Annotated in this window: 19 protein-coding genes; 12 read left to right on the forward strand and 7 right to left on the reverse strand. The window is 71.9% G+C overall.

The window, feature by feature from the left end:
* Positions 1 to 123: 123 nt before the first annotated feature.
* The 5 genes from ACWIF2_RS19805 to ACWIF2_RS19825 all read left to right on the forward strand — a co-directional run bounded on the left by ACWIF2_RS19805 (position 124) and on the right by ACWIF2_RS19825 (position 4,653).
* Positions 124 to 1,362 carry a MurT ligase domain-containing protein gene (locus tag ACWIF2_RS19805; RefSeq protein ID WP_189724382.1) on the forward strand — a complete coding sequence of 413 codons (1,239 nt, stop codon included), beginning with the start codon at positions 124 to 126 and terminating at the stop codon, positions 1,360 to 1,362.
* 23 nt (positions 1,363 to 1,385) lie between these two features.
* Positions 1,386 to 2,114 (forward strand): type 1 glutamine amidotransferase, encoded by a 729-nt coding sequence (locus tag ACWIF2_RS19810; protein WP_193482222.1) that lies wholly within the window; start codon positions 1,386 to 1,388, stop codon positions 2,112 to 2,114.
* Between the two features lie 203 nt (positions 2,115 to 2,317).
* A complete protein-coding gene (locus ACWIF2_RS19815) occupies positions 2,318 to 3,343 on the forward strand; it encodes a 6-phosphofructokinase (protein WP_358562284.1) in 1,026 nt (341 codons plus the stop codon).
* A gap of 99 nt (positions 3,344 to 3,442) precedes the next feature.
* Positions 3,443 to 4,393, forward strand: a complete 951-nt coding sequence (locus ACWIF2_RS19820; RefSeq protein WP_454361834.1) for a cytochrome c oxidase assembly protein — start codon at positions 3,443 to 3,445, stop codon at positions 4,391 to 4,393.
* 80 nt (positions 4,394 to 4,473) lie between these two features.
* Entirely contained in the window at positions 4,474 to 4,653 is a 180-nt protein-coding gene (locus tag ACWIF2_RS19825; RefSeq protein WP_382487339.1) for a hypothetical protein, read from the forward strand.
* Positions 4,654 to 4,657: 4 nt separating this feature from the next.
* On the opposite strand, the gene ACWIF2_RS19830 is transcribed toward ACWIF2_RS19825, so the two are convergent.
* The 4 genes from ACWIF2_RS19830 to ACWIF2_RS19845 are packed head-to-tail and all read right to left on the reverse strand — an operon-like array spanning position 4,658 to position 8,700.
* Positions 4,658 to 5,866, reverse strand: coding sequence for a sensor histidine kinase (locus ACWIF2_RS19830; RefSeq protein ID WP_454361835.1), 1,209 nt, complete (start codon positions 5,864 to 5,866; stop codon positions 4,658 to 4,660).
* Positions 5,863 to 7,578: a sodium/solute symporter gene (locus ACWIF2_RS19835; protein ID WP_454361836.1), complete on the reverse strand. Its 1,716-nt coding sequence runs from the start codon at positions 7,576 to 7,578 to the stop codon at positions 5,863 to 5,865. The genes ACWIF2_RS19830 and ACWIF2_RS19835 overlap by 4 nt, the downstream gene beginning before the upstream one ends.
* A 10-nt stretch (positions 7,579 to 7,588) precedes the next feature.
* On the reverse strand, positions 7,589 to 7,948 hold the full coding sequence (locus ACWIF2_RS19840) for a hypothetical protein (RefSeq protein WP_193482339.1): 360 nt from the start codon (positions 7,946 to 7,948) through the stop codon (positions 7,589 to 7,591).
* A gap of 2 nt (positions 7,949 to 7,950) precedes the next feature.
* Positions 7,951 to 8,700, reverse strand: coding sequence for a LytR/AlgR family response regulator transcription factor (locus ACWIF2_RS19845; RefSeq protein ID WP_454361837.1), 750 nt, complete (start codon positions 8,698 to 8,700; stop codon positions 7,951 to 7,953).
* Between the two features lie 78 nt (positions 8,701 to 8,778).
* On the opposite strand from ACWIF2_RS19845, the gene ACWIF2_RS19850 reads away from it, so the two are divergent.
* The 5 genes from ACWIF2_RS19850 (at position 8,779) to ACWIF2_RS19870 (ending at position 15,335) form a co-directional block, all read left to right on the forward strand.
* A complete protein-coding gene (locus ACWIF2_RS19850; RefSeq protein WP_184599229.1) occupies positions 8,779 to 9,264 on the forward strand; it encodes an Lrp/AsnC family transcriptional regulator in 486 nt (161 codons plus the stop codon).
* 157 nt (positions 9,265 to 9,421) lie between these two features.
* Entirely contained in the window at positions 9,422 to 10,243 is an 822-nt protein-coding gene (ddaH, locus tag ACWIF2_RS19855; RefSeq protein WP_454361838.1) for a dimethylargininase, read from the forward strand.
* Positions 10,240 to 11,457 (forward strand): ornithine--oxo-acid transaminase, encoded by a 1,218-nt coding sequence (gene rocD, locus ACWIF2_RS19860; RefSeq protein ID WP_454361839.1) that lies wholly within the window; start codon positions 10,240 to 10,242, stop codon positions 11,455 to 11,457. Before ddaH ends, rocD begins: the two co-directional genes overlap by 4 nt.
* Positions 11,458 to 11,570: 113 nt before the next feature.
* A complete protein-coding gene (locus ACWIF2_RS19865; RefSeq protein WP_454361840.1) occupies positions 11,571 to 14,036 on the forward strand; it encodes a SpoIIE family protein phosphatase in 2,466 nt (821 codons plus the stop codon).
* A 66-nt stretch (positions 14,037 to 14,102) separates the two neighbouring features.
* The gene (locus ACWIF2_RS19870; protein ID WP_454361841.1) at positions 14,103 to 15,335 is read left to right on the forward strand and encodes a PP2C family protein-serine/threonine phosphatase; all 1,233 of its coding nucleotides are present in this window, start codon (positions 14,103 to 14,105) and stop codon (positions 15,333 to 15,335) included.
* A gap of 11 nt (positions 15,336 to 15,346) precedes the next feature.
* Here the strand turns inward: ACWIF2_RS19870 and ACWIF2_RS19875 are convergent, their stop codons facing one another.
* A complete protein-coding gene (locus tag ACWIF2_RS19875; protein ID WP_454361842.1) occupies positions 15,347 to 15,802 on the reverse strand; it encodes an RpiB/LacA/LacB family sugar-phosphate isomerase in 456 nt (151 codons plus the stop codon).
* 324 nt (positions 15,803 to 16,126) lie between these two features.
* Between ACWIF2_RS19875 and ACWIF2_RS19880 the strand changes: the two genes are divergently transcribed.
* Both ACWIF2_RS19880 and ACWIF2_RS19885 read left to right on the forward strand, forming a co-directional pair.
* Positions 16,127 to 16,846, forward strand: coding sequence for a lysophospholipid acyltransferase family protein (locus tag ACWIF2_RS19880; protein ID WP_454361843.1), 720 nt, complete (start codon positions 16,127 to 16,129; stop codon positions 16,844 to 16,846).
* Positions 16,847 to 16,906: 60 nt separating this feature from the next.
* On the forward strand, positions 16,907 to 17,941 hold the full coding sequence (locus ACWIF2_RS19885) for an NAD-dependent epimerase/dehydratase family protein (RefSeq protein ID WP_454361844.1): 1,035 nt from the start codon (positions 16,907 to 16,909) through the stop codon (positions 17,939 to 17,941).
* 34 nt (positions 17,942 to 17,975) lie between these two features.
* Here ACWIF2_RS19885 and ACWIF2_RS19890 read toward each other — a convergent pair whose 3' ends face one another.
* Both ACWIF2_RS19890 and ACWIF2_RS19895 read right to left on the reverse strand, forming a co-directional pair.
* Positions 17,976 to 19,583, reverse strand: coding sequence for an alpha/beta hydrolase (locus tag ACWIF2_RS19890; RefSeq protein WP_454361845.1), 1,608 nt, complete (start codon positions 19,581 to 19,583; stop codon positions 17,976 to 17,978).
* A gap of 141 nt (positions 19,584 to 19,724) precedes the next feature.
* On the reverse strand, positions 19,725 to 20,483 hold the full coding sequence (locus tag ACWIF2_RS19895) for an urease accessory protein UreD (protein WP_454361846.1): 759 nt from the start codon (positions 20,481 to 20,483) through the stop codon (positions 19,725 to 19,727).

Here is a 20,483-nt window from a genome sequence, read left to right on the forward strand (position 1 = left end):
CCACACGAGTTCGCCACAGTGCCGCGGTTCGGGAGTGCTAATGGATCTCGATAGGCTGAGGTCCACACCACGTGGCCGTCAGGCTTCAAGGCGCGGCGCGTACGCAAGGAGGATCGAGAACTGATGGCAGGCAACTCGGACCCGCTCTCGCCGCGGGCCAAGCTGGCCGTGACCGCGGGCAAGGCGGTCGCAGCGGCATCCCGCGCCGCAGGGCGCGGCAGCGGTTCGGTGATCGGCGGCCGGGTGGCGCTCAAGCTCGACCCCGACCTCCTCGCCCGGCTCGCGCAGAACCTGGACGTGATCCTGGTCTCGGCGACGAACGGCAAGACCACCACCACCCGGCTCATCGCCGAGGCCCTGCGGGCGGCCGGGCCGGTCGTCTCCAACGCCCTCGGCGCCAACATGCCGGCCGGCATCACCTCGGCGCTCGCGGGCAGCTCGGAGGCGCGGTACGGCGTGATCGAGGTCGACGAGAAGTACCTGGCCGGAGTCGCCCGGGACACCGCACCGAAGTGCATCGCGCTGCTGAACCTCTCCCGCGACCAGCTCGACCGTGCCGCCGAGACCCGGATGCTCGCCGAGAACTGGCGGGAGGGACTCGCGGGTTCCAAGGCCGTGGTCGTGGCCAACTGCGACGACCCGCTGGTGGTGTGGGCGGCGTCCTCCTCCCCCAATGTGATCTGGGTCGCCGCCGGGCAGATGTGGAAGGACGACGCCTGGTCCTGCCCGTCGTGCGGTGGCGTGATGCAGCGCCCGGGCGACGACTGGTTCTGCGGTGAGTGCGGCTTCCGCCGTCCGACGCCGAGCTGGGCGCTGTCCGGCGACCACGTGCTCGACCCGCACGGCTCGGCCTGGCCGATCCACCTCCAGCTGCCCGGCCGCGCCAACAAGGCCAACGCCGCCTCCTCGGCCGCCGTCGCCGCCGTGTTCGGGGTGCCGCCGCAGGTCGCGCTGGAGCGCATGTACCAGGTGCAGGCGGTGGCCGGGCGGTACGACATCGTCCAGTTCCAGGGCCGTGACCTCCGGCTGCTGCTCGCGAAGAACCCGGCCGGCTGGCTGGAGACCTTCTCGCTGATCGACCCGCCGCCGACCCCGGTGATCCTCTCCGTGAACGCGCGCGGCGCCGACGGCACCGACACCTCCTGGCTGTGGGACGTCGACTACACGCGCCTGACCGGTCACCCGATCTGCGTCGTGGGCGACCGGCGGCTGGACCTCGCGGTGCGGCTGGAGGTCGCGGACCAGCACTTCCAGGTCTACGAGAACCTCGACCAGGCCGTGGCGGCGTGCCCGCCGGGCCGGATCGAGGTCATCGCCAACTACACGGCGTTCCAGGACCTGCGCCGCCGCGTCGGCAACTGAGCACGAGACGTCAGGGGACTTTTGTGAGCGACAACCAACTGCGGGTCGTCTGGATCTATCCCGACCTGCTCAGCACCTACGGCGACCAGGGCAACGTGCTCGTCGTGCAGCGCCGGGCCCAGCAGCGCGGCCTGGACGTGGCCCGGCTGGACGTGCGCAGCGACCAGCCGATCCCGACCTCCGGCGACATCTACCTGATCGGCGGCGGCGAGGACCGTCCGCAGCGGCTCGCGGCCGAGCGGCTGCGCCGGGACGGCGGTCTGCAGCGGGCCGTGGAGAACGGCGCCATCGTGTTCTCCGTTTGCGCCGGCTACCAGATCCTCGGCCACGAGTTCATCAACGACCTGGGCCAGCGCGAGCCCGGCCTCGGGCTGCTGGACGTGGTGTCGGTGCGCGGCGAGGGCGAGCGGTGCGTCGGTGACGTGCTCGGCGACATCGACCCGCGCCTCGGCCTGCCACCGCTGACCGGCTTCGAGAACCACCAGGGCGTGACCCACCTGGGCCCCACCGCCCGCCCGCTCGCCCAGGTGCGCTTCGGCAACGGCAACGGCACGGGCGACGGCACGGAGGGCGCGTACAACGACACCGTCTTCGGCACGTACATGCACGGCCCCGTGCTCGCGCGCAACCCGCTGATCGCGGATCTGCTGCTGAAGCTGGCGCTCGACGTCAACGCGCTGCCGCCGACCGACGACCGCTGGTACGAGGCACTGCGCGACGAGCGCATCGCGGCTGCTCAGCAGCCTGCGTAGGCACTGCGTCGCAGCCTGCCCGAGGTACGCGTCAACCTGCTGGTCAACAGCCCGTCTGACGGCACATCCGCACAGGTGAGCGGGGTAGTCCAGCAGGCGGACGCGCGGTTCGGTCCCGCCCCTTCCTGACGCTAGGGTGGCGGGAATTCGAGCCGGACAACGTGGTCCGGTCCCCGGCCCACGTTGAGAAGGTATTTCGGGCTATGCGTATTGGTGTCCTCACGTCCGGCGGCGACTGCCCCGGCCTGAACGCCGTGATCCGGTCCGTCGTACACCGCGCCGTCGTGGACCACGGCGACGAGGTCATCGGCTTCCGGGACGGCTGGAAGGGCCTCCTGGAGTGCGACTACCTCAAGCTCGACCTCGACGCGGTGGGTGGCATCCTCGCCCGCGGCGGCACGATTCTCGGGTCCTCCCGGGTCCAGCCCTCCCATCTGCGGGACGGTGTGGAGCGGGCCAAGGGCCATGTCGAGGAACTCGGCCTCGACGCGATCATCCCCATCGGCGGTGAGGGCACCCTCAAGGCCGCCCGGCTGATGTCCGACAGCGGCCTGCCCGTCGTCGGTGTGCCGAAGACCATCGACAACGACATCGCGGTCACGGACGTCACCTTCGGCTTCGACACGGCCGTCGGGGTGGCGACCGAGGCCCTGGACCGGCTGAAGACCACCGCGGAGTCCCACCAGCGGGTTCTGGTGGTCGAGGTCATGGGGCGGCACACCGGGTGGATCGCGCTGCACTCCGGCATGGCGGCCGGCGCGCACGCCATCGTCGTCCCGGAACGTCCCTTCGACATAGAGGAACTGACCCGGCGGGTCGGCGAGCGGTTCGAGGCCGGCAAGCGCTTCGCGATCGTGGTGGCGGCGGAGGGGGCGAAGCCCCGGGCCGGGACCATGGAGTTCGACGAGGGCGGCAAGGACATCTACGGGCACGAGCGGTTCGCCGGGATCGCGCGGCAGCTGTCCGTGGAGCTGGAGGGGCGGCTGGGGAAGGAAGCCCGGCCCGTCATTCTCGGGCATGTCCAGCGGGGTGGTACGCCTACCGCCTACGACCGGGTGCTGGCCACGCGGTTCGGGTGGCATGCGGTGGAGGCCGTGCATCGCGGGGAGTTCGGGCAGATGACCGCGCTGCGGGGCACCGACATAGTGATGGTGTCGCTGGCCGAGGCCGTGAAGACGCTGAAGACCGTGCCGGATGAGCGGTATGCCGAGGCGGAGACTGTTCTCTGAGGCTGAGCTCCGCCCCCGGTCGTAGCCGCGACCGGGGGCGGTTCTACTCTTGTGGGCGGACAGATTGCTGCACACCCCCACGAAACAGGAGCCGGCGGAATGGATCACAGCGGGCACGGCATGACCATGGATCTGCCGCCGTTCACGCTGGGGCGAGGGCTGGAGTGGTCGGCCGACCCGTTCTTTCTCGTCGCCTGCCTGGTCGGTCTGGGGCTGTACGGCTGGGGTGTCGTGCGGCTGGTGCGGCGCGGGGACAAGTGGCCCGTGGGGCGGACGGTCGCCTTCGTCATCGGTGTGCTGACCATCGCTCTCATGATGTGCACCCGGCTGAACGACTACGGCATGGTCATGTTCAGCGTGCACATGGTGCAGCACATGGTGATCAGCATGGTGTCGCCGATCCTCGTCCTGCTCGGCGCCCCGATCACACTGGCCCTGCGCGCACTGCCGACGGCGGGCCGCGGGCGCAAGGGCCCCCGCGAGCTGCTGCTGATGTTCCTGCACAGCCGGTACATGCGGATCATCACGCACCCGGCGTTCACGATCCCGCTGTTCATCGCGAGCCTGTACGGGCTGTACTTCACGCCGCTCTTCGACACCCTGATGGGCTCCAAGCCTGGGCACATCGGGATGATGGTGCACTTCTTCGCCGTCGGTCTGGTCTTCTTCTGGCCGATCATGGGCGTGGACCCGGGGCCGCACCGCCCCGGCTACCTGATGCGGATGCTGGAGCTGTTCGCGGGCATGCCGTTCCACGCGTTCTTCGGTATCGCGCTGATGATGGCGTCCGAGCCGATGGTCGGGACATTCAAGAACCCGCCGGCCTCGCTCGGCATCGAGGCGCTCTCCGACCAGAACGCCGCGGGCGGCATCGCCTGGGCGTTCAGCGAGATCCCGTCCGTGCTGGTGCTGATCGCCCTGCTGTTCCAGTGGTACGCCTCCGACCAGCGCCAGGCCCGGCGCAAGGACCGGGCCGCAGACCGCGACGGGGACAAGGAGCTGGAGGCGTACAACGCCTATCTGGCCTCGTTGAACGCGCAGGGGCGCTGAAGCCGGCTCTCGCAAGGACCGTGCGCGCCGGGCATCCGCCAGGCACCATGGAGGCATCGGACCACGAGGAGGGTGTTGCGATGCCCGGTTCCACGAACGGTTCAAACTCGACCAAGACCATGGGAGTGCTCACACTCGGTGGCCTCGTCATGGTGACGGCCTACACGGTGGCGCTCGGAAGCAACGGCTGGCTGTGGTTCGGCTGGGTCGTCCTGGGACTGATCACCCTCGGGCTGGTGGTGACCGCTCGCAGCACCTGACGGCTCACTCCCGGGTCAGCCGGCCTCCCGAGTGCACGCCCGGCTGGTACTTCGGGATCCGGACGGTGATCTTCATGCCCGCGCCCGGAGCGGTCTCGATCACGAGTCCGTAGTCGTCGCCGTAGACCTGGCGGAGCCGGTCGTCGACGTTGGAGAGCCCTATGCCGCCCGAGGGGCTGACCTCGCGGGCGAGGATGCGGCGCAGCAGGTCGGGGTCCATGCCGGCGCCGTCGTCCTCGATGACGACGAGCGCCTCGGCGCCCGCGTCCTGGGCGGTGATCTGGATGCGGCATTTGTCAGCTTTGCCCTCCAGGCCGTGCTTCACGGCGTTCTCCACGAGCGGCTGGAGGCAGAGGAAGGGCAGGGCGACGGGCAGCACCTCCGGGGCGATCTGGAGGGTGACGGAGAGGCGGTCGCCGAAGCGTGCCCGTACGAGCGCCAGATAGTGGTCGATGGCGTGGAGTTCGTCGGCGAGGGCGGTGAAGTCGCCGTGCCTGCGGAACGAGTAGCGGGTGAAGTCGGCGAATTCCAGGAGCAGTTCGCGGGCGCGCTCGGGGTCGGTGCGGACGAACGAGGCGATCACCGCGAGCGAGTTGAAGATGAAGTGCGGGGAGATCTGGGCCCGCAGCGCCTTGATCTCGGCCTCGATGAGACGGGTGCGGGACTGGTCCAGGTCGGCCAGCTCCAGCTGGACGGACACCCAGCGGGCCACCTCGCCGGCCGCCCGGACCAGGACCGCCGACTCACGGGGCGCGCAGGCGACGAGGGCGCCGTGCACCCGGTCGTCGACGGTGAACGGGGCGACGACCGCCCAGCGCACCGAGCAGTCGAGGATGTCGCAGGTGAGCCGGAAGGCCTCGCCCCGGCCGGTGTCCAGGGCACCCCCGAGGCGTTCCATGATCTGGTCGCGGTGGTGGGCGCCGTCGCCGTCCCAGACCAGGACCTGCTCGCGGTCCGTGAGGCAGAGGGCGTCCGTGCCGAGCAGGGAGCGCAGTTTGCGGGCGGACTTGCGGGCGGTCTCCTCGGTCAGTCCGGCCCGCAGCGGGGGTGCGGCGAGGGAGGCGGTGTGCAGGGTCTCGAAGGTGGCGTGCTCGACGGGGGTGCCGAGGCCGCCGAGGCTCTTGGCCCCCCGTGCGGTGCGACGGCCCAGCCACACCCCGGCGGCCAGCACCGGGAGCACGGCGACGCACAGCCCGGCCAGGAATCCGCTCATGGCGTCTTCACCTCCGTGCGCAGTTCCTCGGGCAGGTGGAAGCGTGCCAGGACGGCCGCCGTGCCCGGGGGCACCCGGCCGGGGGTGGCCAGGGAGACCAGGATCATGGTGAGGAAGCTCAGCGGTACCGACCACAGGGCGGGCCAGGCGAGCAGGGCGTGCAGCGCGCCCCGGCCCGGGTAGCCCGCCATGGTCGCGGCGACGGCGAGCAGGGCGGAGCCGCCGCCGACCAGCATCCCGGCGGCGGCGCCCGGCGGGGTCAGCCGCCGCCACCAGATGCCGAGGACGAGCAGCGGGCAGAACGAGGAGGCGGACACCGCGAAGGCGAGCCCGACGGCGTCGGCGACCGGGAGCCCGCCGACGAGGACGCTCGCCGCGAGGGGCACGGCCATGGCGAGGACCGTGCCGAGCCGGAAGTGCCGTACGCCCCGGGACGGCAGGACGTCCTGGGTGAGGACCCCCGCGACCGCCATGGTCAGCCCCGAGGCCGTGGACAGGAAGGCGGCGAAGGCACCGCCCGCCACCAGCGCGCCCAGCAGGTCGCCGCCCACTCCCCCGATCATGCGGTCGGGCAGCAGCAGGACGGCGGCGTCCGGGTCTCCGGTGAGGGTGAGTTCGGGGGCGTAGAGCCGGCCGAGTGCTCCGTAGACGGGGGGCAGGAGGTAGAAGGCGCCGATCAGGCCGAGGACCACGACGGTGGTGCGGCGGGCGGCGACGCCGTGCGGGCTGGTGTAGAAGCGGACCACGACGTGCGGCAGGCCCATGGTGCCGAGGAACGTGGCGAGGATCAGCCCGTACGTGGCGTACAGCGGGCGTTCCTCGCGGCCCTCGTCCTGGGAGGGCGACAGGTCGCCGCCGCCGCTGCGCTCGGCCGCGGGGACGGTCGTCCCCGCGGCGAAGGTGAGCCGGGTGCCGTGTTCGATGTGGTGGGTACCGGCGGGGATTTCGAGGCGGGTGCCGGTGTGCGCCCGGCCGTCCACGGTGCCGGTCACCGTGACGGCCAGCGGCCGGTCGAGCGTGAGGGCGATGCTGTCGTCCACGCGGACCACGCGCTGCTCGCGGAAGGTGGCCGGTTCGTCGAAGGCGTGGCGCGGGGCTCCGTCGTTCTGCCAGGCGAGGACCAGGAAGAGAGCGGGGACGAGCAGAGCCGTGAGCTTCAGCCAGTACTGGAAGGCCTGCACGAAGGTGATGCTGCGCATGCCGCCGGCCGCGACGGTGGCGGTCACGACGACGGCGACGATCACTCCGCCGAGCCAGTCGGGCGCCCCGGTCAGCACGGTCAGGGTCAGTCCGGCGCCCTGGAGCTGGGGCAGCAGATAGAGCCAGCCGACGCCGACGACGAAGGCACCGGCCAGCCGCCGTACCGCCTGGGAGGCGAGGCGGGCCTCGGCGAAGTCGGGGAGGGTATAGGCGCCGGAGCGGCGCAGCGGGGCGGCGACGAAGAGCAGCAGGACCAGATAGCCGGCGGTGTAGCCGACCGGGTACCAGAGCATCTCGGGGCCCTGGACCAGGACGAGTCCCGCTATGCCGAGGAAGGAGGCGGCGGAGAGGTACTCGCCGCTGATGGCGGTCGCGTTGAGGCGGGGGCCGACGGTGCGGGAGGCGACGTAGAAGTCGGAGGTGGTGCGGGAGATGCGCAGGCCGAAGGCGCCGACCAGGACCGTCGCGACGACGACCAGGGCGACGGCGGGTATGGCGTAGCTGGAGTTCATGAGTGCGGCTTCAGCGGTCTTCGACGAGGCGTACGAAGTCGCGTTCGTTGCGCTCGGCGCGGCGGACGTACCAGCGGGCGAGCAGGACGAGCGGGGCGTAGAGGCCGAAGCCGAGGACGGCCCATTCGAGGCGGCCGGTGCCGGGTGTCGCGGCGAACAGCAGCGGCAGCGGGCCGACGAGCAGCCCGAGGATGGCGAACACGGTGAGGGCGGCGCGCAGCTGGGTGCGCATCAGGGAGCGGACGTAGGTGTGGCCGAGGGTGGTCTGTTCGTCGATCTCGGTGCGCGGGCGGTAGTAGCCGGAGGCCCGGCCTGTGCGGCGGGGCGGGGCGGTAACGACGACGCGGCGTTCGGTGTGGTCCTGGGGCACTGTCACGGCCTCCTCATGAGCAGGTCGCGCAGTTCGCGGGTGTGGCGCCGGCTGACCTGGAGCTCCTCGGAGCCTACGAGGACGCTGACGGTGCCCGCGTCCAGGCGGAGTTCGCCGATGTGGCGCAGGGCGACGAGGTGGCGGCGGTGGATGCGGACGAAGCCCCGGGAGCGCCAGCGCTCCTCCAGGGTGGACAGCGGGATGCGGACCAGATGGCTGCCCTTGCCGGTGTGCAGCCGGGCGTAGTCGCCCTGGGCCTCGACATGGGTGATGTCGTCCACGGCGACGAAACGGGTCACGCCGCCGAGCTCGACGGGCAGGTGGTCGGGGTCGGGTTCGTGCACGGGTATGTGCGGGGCGGCGCCGCGCAGCTCGGCGGCGCGCCGGACGGCCTCGGCGAGGCGTTCCTTGCGGACGGGCTTGAGGACGTAGTCGACGGCCTTGAGGTCGAAGGCCTGGACGGCGAAGTCCTCGTGGGCGGTGACGAACACGACGAGCGGGGGCCGGGCGAACCCGGTGAGCAGCCGGGCCAGGTCGAGGCCGTCGAGGCCGGGCATCTGGATGTCGAGGAAGACGACGTCTATCGCCTCGGGGCCGCCGGGGCCGGACTCCAGGGCGCGGTTGATGCGGCGCAGCGCCTCGGTCGCGTCGCCGGCGCCCTCCGCGCTGCCGACGCGGGGGTCCGCCTGCAGCAGGTAGAGCAGTTCCTCCAGCGAGGGGCGTTCGTCGTCGACAGCCAGGGCGCGCAGCATGAACCCGGAGTGTAGGGGCGATCCGTACGTCTGGTACATGTGCCGGGGGTGGGCGTTCCCGCTGGATACAGTGCCCGCATGAACAGCAGGTCCACGCCGTTCGACGAACTCGACCGGAAGATCATCACCGCGTTGATGGCGAACGCCAGGACGTCCTTCGCCGAGATCGGCACGGCGATCGGGCTGTCGGCCACGGCGGTCAAGCGGCGGGTCGACCGGCTGCGCGAAACGGGTGTGATCACCGGTTTCACGGCCACGGTGAAGCCGTCGGCGCTGGGCTGGCGCACGGAGGCCTACGTCGAGGTGTACTGCGAGGGCGCGGCCCCGCCGCGGCGGCTCGCGGAGGTCGTGCGCGACTACCCGGAGATCACCGCGGCGATGACCGTGACCGGCGGCGCGGACGCGCTGCTGCATGTGCGGGCGCGGGACGTGGAGCACTTCGAGGAGGTGCTGGAGCGGATCCGCCAGGAGCCGTTCATCCGGAAGACGATCAGCGTGATGGTGCTGTCGCATCTGCTCCCGGAGAGTCCGGAGGCGGGGGCCAGCCATCCCGCGCCGGAATAGCGCCGGAGACCGCGCATCAGGCGTGCGCCGACCGGTCTCAAGACGCAGCGTTCCTGCGTGAAGACGCAACTGATGTTGCTTGTGGACCGCCTCCGTCAGTTCCTACCTTGGTGTCAACCCTCAGTCACACACCGTTAGGAAGCGGAGGTACCCCTCTGTGCCCGACTCCCGTGTGCCGCGCCGGCGGCGCTACCTGGTCTGCGAACCCAGACACTTCGCCGTGCAGTACGCGATCAACCCCTGGATGCATCCCGACGAACCCGTCGACGTCCTGCGCGCCCTGGACCAATGGCAGGCGCTGGTCGACGCCTACCGCGCCCACGGCCACACCGTGGACACGGTGCAGCCGGTCCCCGGCCTGCCCGACATGGTCTTCGCGGCGAACTCGGCCGTAGTGGTCGAGGGCCGGGTGTTCGGCTCCCTCTTCAAGGCGCTGGAGCGCCGCCCGGAGTCCGTGCCGTACGAGGCCTGGTTCAAGGCGCAGGGCTACGAGGTCTACCACCCCGAGTCCGTGTGCGAGGGCGAGGGCGACCTGGTACCGGCCGGCCGCTGGGTCCTGGCCGGAACCGGGTTCCGCACCACCCGTGAGGCCCATCTCGAGGTACAGGAGTTCTTCGGGGTGCCGGTGATCAGCCTGACGCTGGTGAATCCGTACTTCTACCACCTGGACACGGCGTTGTTCGTCCTCGACGAGGAGAATGTCGCTTACTACCCCGAGGCGTTCTCGCCCGGCAGCCGGGAACTGCTCGCCCGGCTGTATCCGGACGCGGTACTCGCCACCCACGAGGACGCGATGGCGTTCGGGCTCAACTCCGTCTCCGACGGGCGCCACGTGTTCATCTCACCGGGGGCGACGGCCCTGGCCGGGCAGCTGGCCGACCGTGGCTACGTCCCCGTCCCCGTCGACCTGTCCGAGTTCCACAAGGCCGGTGGCGGCATCAAGTGCTGCACCCAGGAGATCCGGGAGATCCGCTCATGACCGCACCTGTCCGCACCCGTGGCTCGCAGGAGCTCATCCGCGCGGAGGAGCCGGTCCTCGCCCACAACTACCATCCGCTGCCCGTAGTCGTCTCCCGCGCCGAGGGCACCTGGGTGGAGGACGTGGAGGGGCGGCGCTACCTCGACCTGCTGGCCGGCTACTCGGCGCTCAACTTCGGCCACCGGCATCCGGCGCTGATCGAGGCGGCCCATCGCCAGCTCGACCGGCTGACCCTCACCTCGCGCGCCTTCCACAACGACCGGCTCGCCGAGTTCGCCGAGCGGCTGGCCGCGTTGACGGGCCTGGACATGGTGCTGCCCATGAACACCGGCGCGGAGGCGGTGGAGAGCGCGGTGAAGGTGGCCCGCAAGTGGGCCTACGACGTCAAGGGCGTGCCGGACGGCCGGGCGACGATCGTGGTCGCCGCGGACAACTTCCACGGCCGTACGACGACCATCGTCAGCTTCTCCACGGACGAGACGGCGCGGCAGGGCTTCGGCCCGTTCACGCCGGGCTTCCGGGTCGTGCCGTACAACGACCTGGCCGCGCTGGAGGCGGCGGTCGACGAGACGACGGCGGCGGTGCTGATCGAGCCGATCCAGGGCGAGGCGGGGGTGGTCATCCCCGACGACGGCTACCTGGCCGGCGTGCGCGAGCTGACGCGGCGACAGGGGTGCCTGTTCATCGCCGACGAGATCCAGTCCGGGCTCGGCCGTACCGGCGGCACGCTGGCGGTGGAGCACGAGTCGGTCGTGCCGGACGTGGTGCTGCTGGGGAAGGCGCTGGGCGGCGGCATCGTGCCGGTGTCGGCGGTGGTGGCGCGCCGTGAGGTCCTCGGGGTGCTGCGGCCGGGCGAGCACGGCTCGACCTTCGGCGGCAACCCGCTGGCGGCGGCGGTCGGCACGGCGGTGGTCGAACTGCTGGAGACGGGTGAGTTCCAGCGCCGCGCGGCGGAGCTGGGCGTGACCCTGCGGGACGGCCTGACCGAACTGGTCGGCAAGGGCGTCGTCGGGTTCCGCTCGCGCGGTCTGTGGGCGGGCGTCGACATCGACCCGGCCCTCGGCACCGGCCGCGAGGTCAGCGAACGCCTCATGCGGGAGGGAGTCCTGGTCAAGGACACCCACGGCTCCACGATCCGCCTCGCACCGCCGCTCACGATCACGGGCGAGGAGCTCACGGGAGCACTCGCGGCGCTGGCGAGGGTGCTGGGGTAAGGCAGCGCCGCAGCCGCCCCGACCGGACCCGCCCAAGCCGCCCCCGTACGCGGGAAGGGTGAAGATGGGGGCAAGAGGTGGTAGACCACTCTCAGCGACAGAGAGGTCGGCCGGTGGGCGCACACGAGGAGTACGGCGTTGCCCGGCGGCGGTTCGACGTGGCCGACGCCGTGCCCCTGCTGCTCGATCCGCAGGGCGTGGTGACGGGCTGGACCGATGACGCCCGGCGGCTGCTGGCGTACCCGGCTGCCGAGGCGGTCGGCAGGAAGCTGTCCGACCTGCTGGCCGCCGAGGACGCCGAGCGCGTGCCGGACCTGGTCGAGCGCTGCCGCAGGGACGGCGGCTGGGCGGGGCTGCTGACGGCCCGCCGCAAGAACGGGCAGCCGGTGCGGGTCATGGCCCGGATCACCTCGACCGAGGAGACGCACACCGGCTCGCGGTGGCTGGTGCTCCTGTCGGAGCTGGGCCAGGCCCCCGGCTGGGACATGAGCCGCACGGTGCTGGAACGGATGGTGTCCGACGCTCCCGTGGGCATCGCCATCGTCGACACCGATCTGCGGTTCGTGTGGTCCAACACCGCCCTGGAGCAGTTCGGCGGCGGACCGGCGTCCCGGCGGCTCGGGCTGCGCTTCGCTGACGTCCAGCCGGGCATGGACGCCCAGGCGGTCGAGGCGCAGATGCGGCACGTCCTGGAGACCGGCGAGTCGGTCGTCGGGTACGAGCACGTGGGCCAGGTGCGGTCGGCGCCGCTGCGCGAGACGGCGCACATGCTGTCGTTCACCCGGCTCGAGGACGACCGGGGCCACCCGCTGGGCGTGTACTACACGGTCGTCGACATGACCGAGCGGCACCGCGCGCGGCAGCGGCTGGCGCTCCTGGACCGGGCCGGCGAGACCATCGGCCGCAGCCTGGACCTCATGCGCACCGCGCAGGAGCTGGCCGACGTGGCCGTGCCGGGAGTGGCCGACTTCGTCACCGTGGATCTGCTGGAGACGGCACTGCGGGGCGCGGAGCTGGCTCCCGGCCCGCTCACGGACACGGAGCCGGTGGCACTGCGCCGCGCCGGCCAGCGGTCCGCGCAGGACGACCTCCCGCAGGGCGCCCTGGAGGTCGGCGACGTCGCGACCTACCTGGCCGGGTCGCCCCCGGTCCGCTGCCTGACCACGGGACGCTCGTGGCGCGCGGATCGGCTCGATCCGGTGACCCGGGAGTGGGCCACGGATCTCCCGGAGGGCCGCCGGACCGTCACCTTCCTGGAGCTGGACCTGTACAGCGTGATGACCGTGCCGATCCGGTCGCGGGGCACCACCCTGGGCGTCACCACCTTCTTCCGGCGCCACCGCCGGGAGCCCTTCGACGAGGAGGATCTGCATCTGGCCGAGGACCTCGTCGCCCGCGCGGCCGTCTGCCTGGACAACGCCCGGCGCTACACCCGCGAGCGTGACGCCGCCCTCGTGCTGCAGCGCAGTCTGCTCCCCCACCGGCTTCCGGAGCAGGACGCCGTCGAGGTTGCCGCGTGCTACCGGCCGGCCGACGAGCTGACCGGCCTGGGCGGCGACTGGTACGACCTCATCCCGCTGTCCGGCGGCCGCGTCGCGCTCGTCGTGGGTGAGGTGCCCGGGCACGGTATCGACGCCGCCGCGGCCATGGGGCAGCTGCGGACCGCCGTACGGACTCTGGCCGCTCTGGATCTGCCGCCCGAGGAGGTGCTGGCGCACCTCGACGACCTGGTGGCGCGGTCGGCGCGGGAGCAGGACGTCGAGCCGGGCGCGGCGGGCGCCGACGGCGTGCGCTCGTCCGTGGGCTCGGGGTGTCTGTATGTGGTCTACGACCCGGTCGACGGCGGCTGCACGATGGCGGCCGCGGGCCACCCGGCGCCGGCCGTGGTCGCGCCCGACCGCTCGGTCACCTTCGTCGATCTGCCGCAGGGGCCGCCGCTCGGCGTGGGCGGCCCGCCCTTCGAGGCGGTCGAGCTGTCCCTCACGGAGGGCAGCACGCTCGCCCTGCACACCGACGGGCTGCTGGCCCGGGGCGAGACCGCCTGGGCCGTCGACGCCGGCCGGGAGCGGCTGCGCAGGGCGCTGGAACAGGCGGGCCCGCTCGAGTCGCACTGCCTGACCGTGGTCGACGCCCTGGTCCCGGCGCGTCCGTACGACGACGTGGCCCTGCTGATGGCCCGGACGAAACGGCTCGGCACCGAGCAGGTCGCGGCCTGGGACCTGCCCTCCGATCCGGCCGTCGTCGCCGATGCCCGCCGCACGGCCACCCGGCAGCTGGCGCACTGGGGCCTGGACGAGCTGGTCTTCACCACGGAGCTGGTGGTGAGCGAGCTGGTCACCAATGCCATCCGGTATGCCACCGGCTCCATCCGGCTCCGGCTGATCCGGGAGCGCGCCCTCGTCTGCGAGGTCTTCGACGGCGGTGCCACAGCGCCCCATCTGCGCCATCCCCGTACGACGGACGAGGGCGGGCGCGGACTGCTGCTGGTCTCCCAGCTGACCCAGCGGTGGGGCACCCGGTTCGTCCCCGACGGGAAGATCATCTGGGCGGAGCAGTCGCTGGCGGACCTCACGGAGTGAGACCCGGACCGATTGCCGCATACCGTGGGAAACTGGTCTGATACCGGCAGTGGTGAGGCGGCAGCGATGACGGATACGGCAATCGATTACGAGGCCGTGTTCCAGGCCTTCCCGGGTGTGGTGGCCCTGCTCACGCCCGACCTGGTCTACGCGGACGTCAACGAGGAGTTCCTTCGGGTGGTCGGGCGCACGCGCGAGCAGGTCGTCGGCGGCGACCTCGACAACCTCTTCCCGGACAACCCGAACGACCCGCACGCCTCCGGCATGGCGAACCTGAAGGCCTCGCTGTACCGGGTCCTGGCCACCGGCGAACGGGACACCATGGCGCTCCAGCGCTACGACGTCGAGCCCCCGGACCGCCCGGGCCACTGGGAGGAGCGCTACTGGAGCCTGGTCAACGCGCCGCTGACCGGGCCGGACGGCAAAGTGGTGCTGCTGGTCCTGCGGGTCGAGGAGGTCACCGAGCTGATCCGCGCCCACGGCCGCCCGAGCGGGAGCCGGTCCCGGGCGCTGGAGGCCGAGCTGTACACCCGCGCCCGTGAGCTCCAGGAGCTCAACGACCGGCTGCGCCAGGCGCACTCCCGGGAGCGGGAGGTGGCCCTGGCCCTGCAGGAGGCGATGCTGCCCGACCGCCGCCAGGTCGGACACCACCACCGGGCCGCCGTCCGCTACCGGCCCGCCGTGGGCGCGCTCAACGTCTGCGGGGACTGGTACGACCTGGTCGACCTGGTCGGCGGCCACCGGGTCGGGGTGTCCGTGGGCGACGTGGTCGGGCACGGACTGGAGGCCGCCGGCGTCATGGGCCAGTTGCGCAGCGCGCTCAGCGCGGCCTCCCGGGTCGCCGGGGGCCCGGCCCAGGCGCTGGACGTGCTGGGGCGCTACGCGCACGTGGTCGGCGGCGCCGAGTCGGCAACCGCGGTGACGACATTCATCGACTTCGACCGGCACACCATCACCTACAGCAGTGCCGGCCATCTCCCGCCCGTACTGGTCCACGCCGACGGCCGTGCGGAGCTGCTCGACGGGGCCACGGACACCCCGCTCGACGCCCGCCCCGACCCGATCCCGAGACCCCAGGCGGACACCACGTACACGCCGGGCGCGACCCTCGTGCTCTACACCGACGGGCTGATCGAACGGCGCGGCGAGGACATCGACACCGGTCTGGGCCGCCTCGCCGACGCGCTGGCCCGGAACCGGGACCAGGACCCCGAGACCCTCGCCGACACCGTCCTGCTGGAACTGCTGCCGCCCGGCGGCGCCACCGACGACACCGCGCTGGTCATCGTGCGGCTGTGACCGGGTATGGCCTACAGCCGGTTCCGGCCGTGGTCGAGCAGCCTGACGCGGTCCACGTTCTGCCGGTCCTCGGTGTCGCCGCTGGGCTCGCCCGCGAACCACGCGTCGAGGATCTCCGTGAGCAGCGGCTCGGAGGTCAGCCGCAGGCTGAGCGCGAGGACGTTGGCGTCGTTCCAGCGGCGCGCCCCGTCGGCGGTGTAGGCGTCCGTGCACAGGGCGGCGCGTACGCCCGGCACCTTGTTCGCGGCGATCGAGGCGCCCGTGCCGGTCCAGCAGCACACCACGGCCTGGTCGGCCGTCCCGTCGGCGACCTCGCGGGCCGCGGCCTCCGAGCACACCGCCCACTGCGGGTCGCTCCCGGAGCGCAGGGCACCGTGCGGCCGCACCTCGTGCCCCCGGCCCTCCAGCGCGGCCACGAGGGCGCGGGCGACGGGCTCGTCCATGTCCGAGGAAACAGAGATCCGCATGCTCCGCAGACTACTCGCCGGGGCCGCAAGAACCACCGGTTGGCCAGGCACCCTTCACATCCCGGCCATGCCACACGATCGACTTGCCGATCACCCGAACGGACCAGCACGCTGGTCCCGCGGCCCTCCCCAGCCGCATGAGCACCACCGGACACCGCCACCCGACTGACTGACCGTCAGTCAATAGGTGAAGGATCGACGAGGTCCCGCCGCACAAGGTGCCCGGTGACTGCGCCTGCACCTACACTGGCACCCCACGACACGCCGGTTGACCTGCTGGAACGCGGCGGTTGAGTTCACCGCCAGAGTCGAGGAGCGCCCGCTTTGTTCTACTACCTGCTGAAATACGTACTGCTGGGCCCGCTGCTGCGACTGGTCTTCCGCCCTCGAATAGAGGGTCTGGAGCACGTGCCGTCGGAGGGCGCCGCCATCGTCGCCGGCAATCACCTGTCGTTCTCGGACCACTTCCTGATGCCCGCGATCCTCAAGCGGCGCATCACCTTCCTCGCGAAGGCCGAGTACTTCACGGGCCCGGGCCTCAAGGGCCGGCTGACGGCCTTCTTCTTCCGCAGCGCGGGGCAGATCCCGGTCGACCGCTCGGGCAAGGACGCCGGCCAGGCCGCGATCCGCGAGGGCCTCGGCGTGCTGAGCAAGGGCGAGTTGCTCGGCATCTACCCCGAGGGCACGCGCTCGCACGACGGCCGGCTCTACAAGGGCAAGGTCGGGGTCGCCGTGATGGCCCTCAAGGCAGGCGTCCCGATCATCCCCTGCGCGATGATCGGCACCTTCGAGGCCCAGCCGCCCGGCAAGGTCATCCCCAACATCCACCCCGTCGCGATCCGCTTCGGCGAGCCCCTCGATTTCTCCCGCTACGCCGGCATGGAGAACGAGAAGGCCATCCTGCGCGCCGTCACCGACGAGCTCATGTACGCGATCCTCTCCCTGTCCGGGCAGGAGTACGTCGACCAGTACGCGGCCGTCGTGAAGGCCGAGGAGGCGGCCGCCGCGAAGAAGCGGAAGTTGCCGCGCATGCCGCTCAGTTGAGGCCTCTGCTGTCGGCAGAACCGCAGCTGGCCCGGCCTCCGGCCGCCGTACGGTCGTGGCATGACACGTGCTGTGGTGATCGGAGCGACGGGACAGATCGGACGGGTGGCCGTGGAGGCGCTGGCCCGGGACGGTTGGGAGGTGACGGCCGTCTCGCGGAGCGGCGGCCGGCACCCCGGGTGGCCGGACGGCGTACAGGCCGTGCGGGCCGACCGGGAGGACGACGCGGCGCTGTCCGCGGCGGTCGGTGACGGCTGCGACGTCCTGGTGGACATGGTGGCGTTCGACGCCGGGCACGCACGGCAGTTGACGGGGCTGGCCGGGCGGGTCGGCTCGGCGGTGGTGATCTCCAGCGTGTCGGTGTACGAGGACGACCGGGGCCGCGGCTTCGACACACAGAGCGAGCCCGGGGGCTTTCCCGAGTATCCGGTGCCGCTGACGGAGGATCAGCGCACGGTGCCACCGGGCGACGCCTCGTACAGCACCCGGAAGGCGGCGCTGGAGCGCGAACTCCTCGCGGCGGGCGACCGGTTGCCGACCACGCTGCTGCGCGCGGGCGCCATCCACGGGGCGTACTGCCGGACCCCGCGCGAGCTGTACCTGGTGAAGCGCAACCTCGACGGCAGGCGGCGGCGCGTGCTCGCCTACGGCGGCGAGAGCCGGTTCCATCCGGCGAGCGCCCGCACGATCGCCGAGCTGATCCGGCTGGCCGCCGCCCGGCCGGGCGCCCGCGTCCTGAACGCCGTGGACCCGGACGCGCCGACGGTGGCCCGGATCGCGGCGGAGATCGACGCGGTGATGGGTGTGAAGACCGAGGACGTGCTCGTGGACGGTCCCCCGCCCGCGCCCGGTGTGGGCGACACGCCCTGGTCGGTGCCGATGCCCGTGGTGTGCGACATGTCGGCGGCGGAACGCGAGCTGGGCTACCGGCCGGTGGCGCGGTACGCGGACACCCTGCCGGAGACGGTCGCCTGGATCGAGGAACAACTCGCCGCGCGGGACTGGCGGGAGGCGTACCCGAAGATGGTCCAGGCGTACGGCGACCTCTTCGACTACGCGGCGGAGGACGCCTGGCTGGCGGAACGGGACGGCTGAGGGGGGCGGCCGGACGACCGCCCCCCGGCCGTGACTACGGCTTCGGTGTGGCGTGCGGGGCGCACGTCACGTCGGCGCGGTCCAGCTTCCCGGTGAGCAGGTAGGTGTCCACCCGCTCGTTGACGCACGGGTTGACGAGCCCGGCGACGCCGTGCGAACCGGCGCCCTTCTCGGTGATCAGGCGGGAGCCCTTGAACCGCTTGTGCAGTTCGACGGCGCCCTCGTACGGCGTGGCCGCGTCGCGCTCCGACTGGACGATGAGCACGCCGGGCAGGCCCTTGCCGCTCTTGACGTCCAGCGGCGTCCGCTGCTTGGCCGGCCAGGTGGCGCACGGCAGGTTCATCCAGGCATTGGCCCAGGTCATGAACGGGTGGTCCTTGTGCAGCCGGGTGTTGTCCCGGTCCCAGGTGCGCCAGCTGGTGGGCCACTTGGCGTCGGCGCACTCCACGGCCGTGTAGACGGCGTTGCCGTTCTCGGCGGAGGCGTTGCCCGCGGTGTCGGACAGGTCGGGGGCGGCGGCATCGATCAGCGCCTGGGTGTCTCCGGCGACGTACTTGCTGAAGACGGAGGCGACCGGGGCCCACGAGGAGTCGTAGTAGGGGGCGCTCTGGAAGAAGGAGATCAGCTCTGCCGGGCCGACAACCCCGCCGAGGGGGTTCTTCTTCGCCGTGGCGCGCAGCTCGAGCCACTTCTCCTGGACGGCGGCGCGGGTGGTGCCGAGATGATAGGTCGCGTCGTTCTTGGCGACCCAGTCCTGCCAGTCCTTCCAGCGGCCCTCGAAGGCGACGTCCTGGTCCAGGTTGGCCTGGTACCAGATCTTGTCCCGGGACGGGTTGACGACGCTGTCGACGACCATGCGGCGCACATGGCCCGGGAAGAGGGTGCCGTAGACGGCGCCGAGGTAGGTGCCGTAGGAGACGCCCAGGAAGTTGAGCTTCTTCTCGCCGAGGGCGGCGCGGATGACGTCGAGGTCGCGCGCGGTGTTCGGCGTGGTCATGTGCGGCAGCATCGCGCCGCTGCGGTCCTGGCAGCCCTCGGCGTACTCGCGGGCCAGCTTGCGCTGGGCGAGCTTGTCGGCCTCGGAGTCGGGCACCGGGTCCATCTTGGGTGCCTTGACGAACTCCTGCGGGTCCACGCAGGAGATGGGCGTCGACTTGCCGACGCCCCGCGGGTCGAAGCCCACGAAGTCGTAGGCCTTGGCGGCGTTGGCCCACACCGGGTTCTTGCTGGTGACCCGGGCGGGGAAGCGCAGTCCGGAGCCGCCGGGGCCGCCGGGGTTGTAGAGGAGCGCGCCCTGCCGCTCGGCCTTCGTGCCCGTGTTGCCGATGCGGTCGACGGCGAGCTTGATCTGCTTGCCGTGCGGCTTGGCGTAGTCGAGCGGCACGGTGACGTACCCGCACTGGATCGGCTTGGCCAGGTTCCAGTCGGCGGGGCAGTCCTGCCAGTCGATACCGGCCTTCGCGGCCCGGGCGGCGGCGACCGCGGCGCCGCGCGCCTCGCGGTCCTGGCCGTGGCGGGTGCCCGCGCCCGCGCTCGCGTTCGCCGAGGGCGCCGCGACGGCGCCGGCTATCAGCGTGGCCGTGACGAGTGCTCCGGCCGAACCGAGCGCCGTCACCCGCCTCTTCGGTCTCGTACCCCTCAAGGGGGACCTCCCCGTACATCGTTGCGATCAGTACGGGGATCCTCGCGGCTGTGAGGTTGCTGAGAACAGGGTCCGTCGCGCTTCTTTGCCAATCCGATAAACGGAGAAGGAAGTCTGTTCTACGGACGCCCAAGCGAGCGTCTACGCGAGGGACTTCAGCGCCTCGTCGAGCAGCCGCCGCAGTCTCAGCGCGTCCGGCGCCACGGCGGTCACCAGCGCCGCCGGTCCGGCGAGCGGCACGACCGAGGCCCCCTCCCCCAGCGCCCGCGCCGTCACCGGCTCTGCGGCGAACTCGGTTCGTACGACGACCAGTTGCCCGACCGCCCGGTGACCCGCGAGCACGGCGGGCCCGTCCCAGCCGCCCGGCGCGCCGGGGCCGCAGGCCAGCTCCTGGTCGAGCACGGCCCGCTCGGCGATCCGCACCGTCAGACGGCTCGTCAGCCGTCCGGGTTCCTCACCGACGCGCCCGAGCACCTGCTCCTCGCGCAGCACGAGCCGGGCCGTGGCGGCGAGTTCGACACGGGTCGTGACGTAGAGGTCGCTGCCCTGGGCGGAGATCAACTGCTCCGGAAGCCAGTGCAGTTCGGCACCGTCGGCGACATCGAGCCGTACGTCGTAGCGTGCCTCGCTCTTGGTCTGCCCCGGCAGCGCGATGGTGGCTGCGGCCGACCCGACCGACAGCCGGGCCCCCTCCTCCGCCCGAGCCTCCACGGTGAAGTGGTCGCCGCCCAGCGGCCCGCTCATCGCCCCGACGAGCATGACCCGCGCCTCGGGGCCACCGGCCCTGGTCCGCCGCAGCGCCAGGGGTCCGTCGCTCTCCAGCACGGGCAGGGAGGTCCCGTCCCGGCCGTCGTCCCGGGCGACGATCCGCGCCACGGACCGCACCCCGGTACCGTGCAC

The sequence above is a fragment of the Streptomyces sp. NPDC055506 genome, from assembly GCF_053643595.1.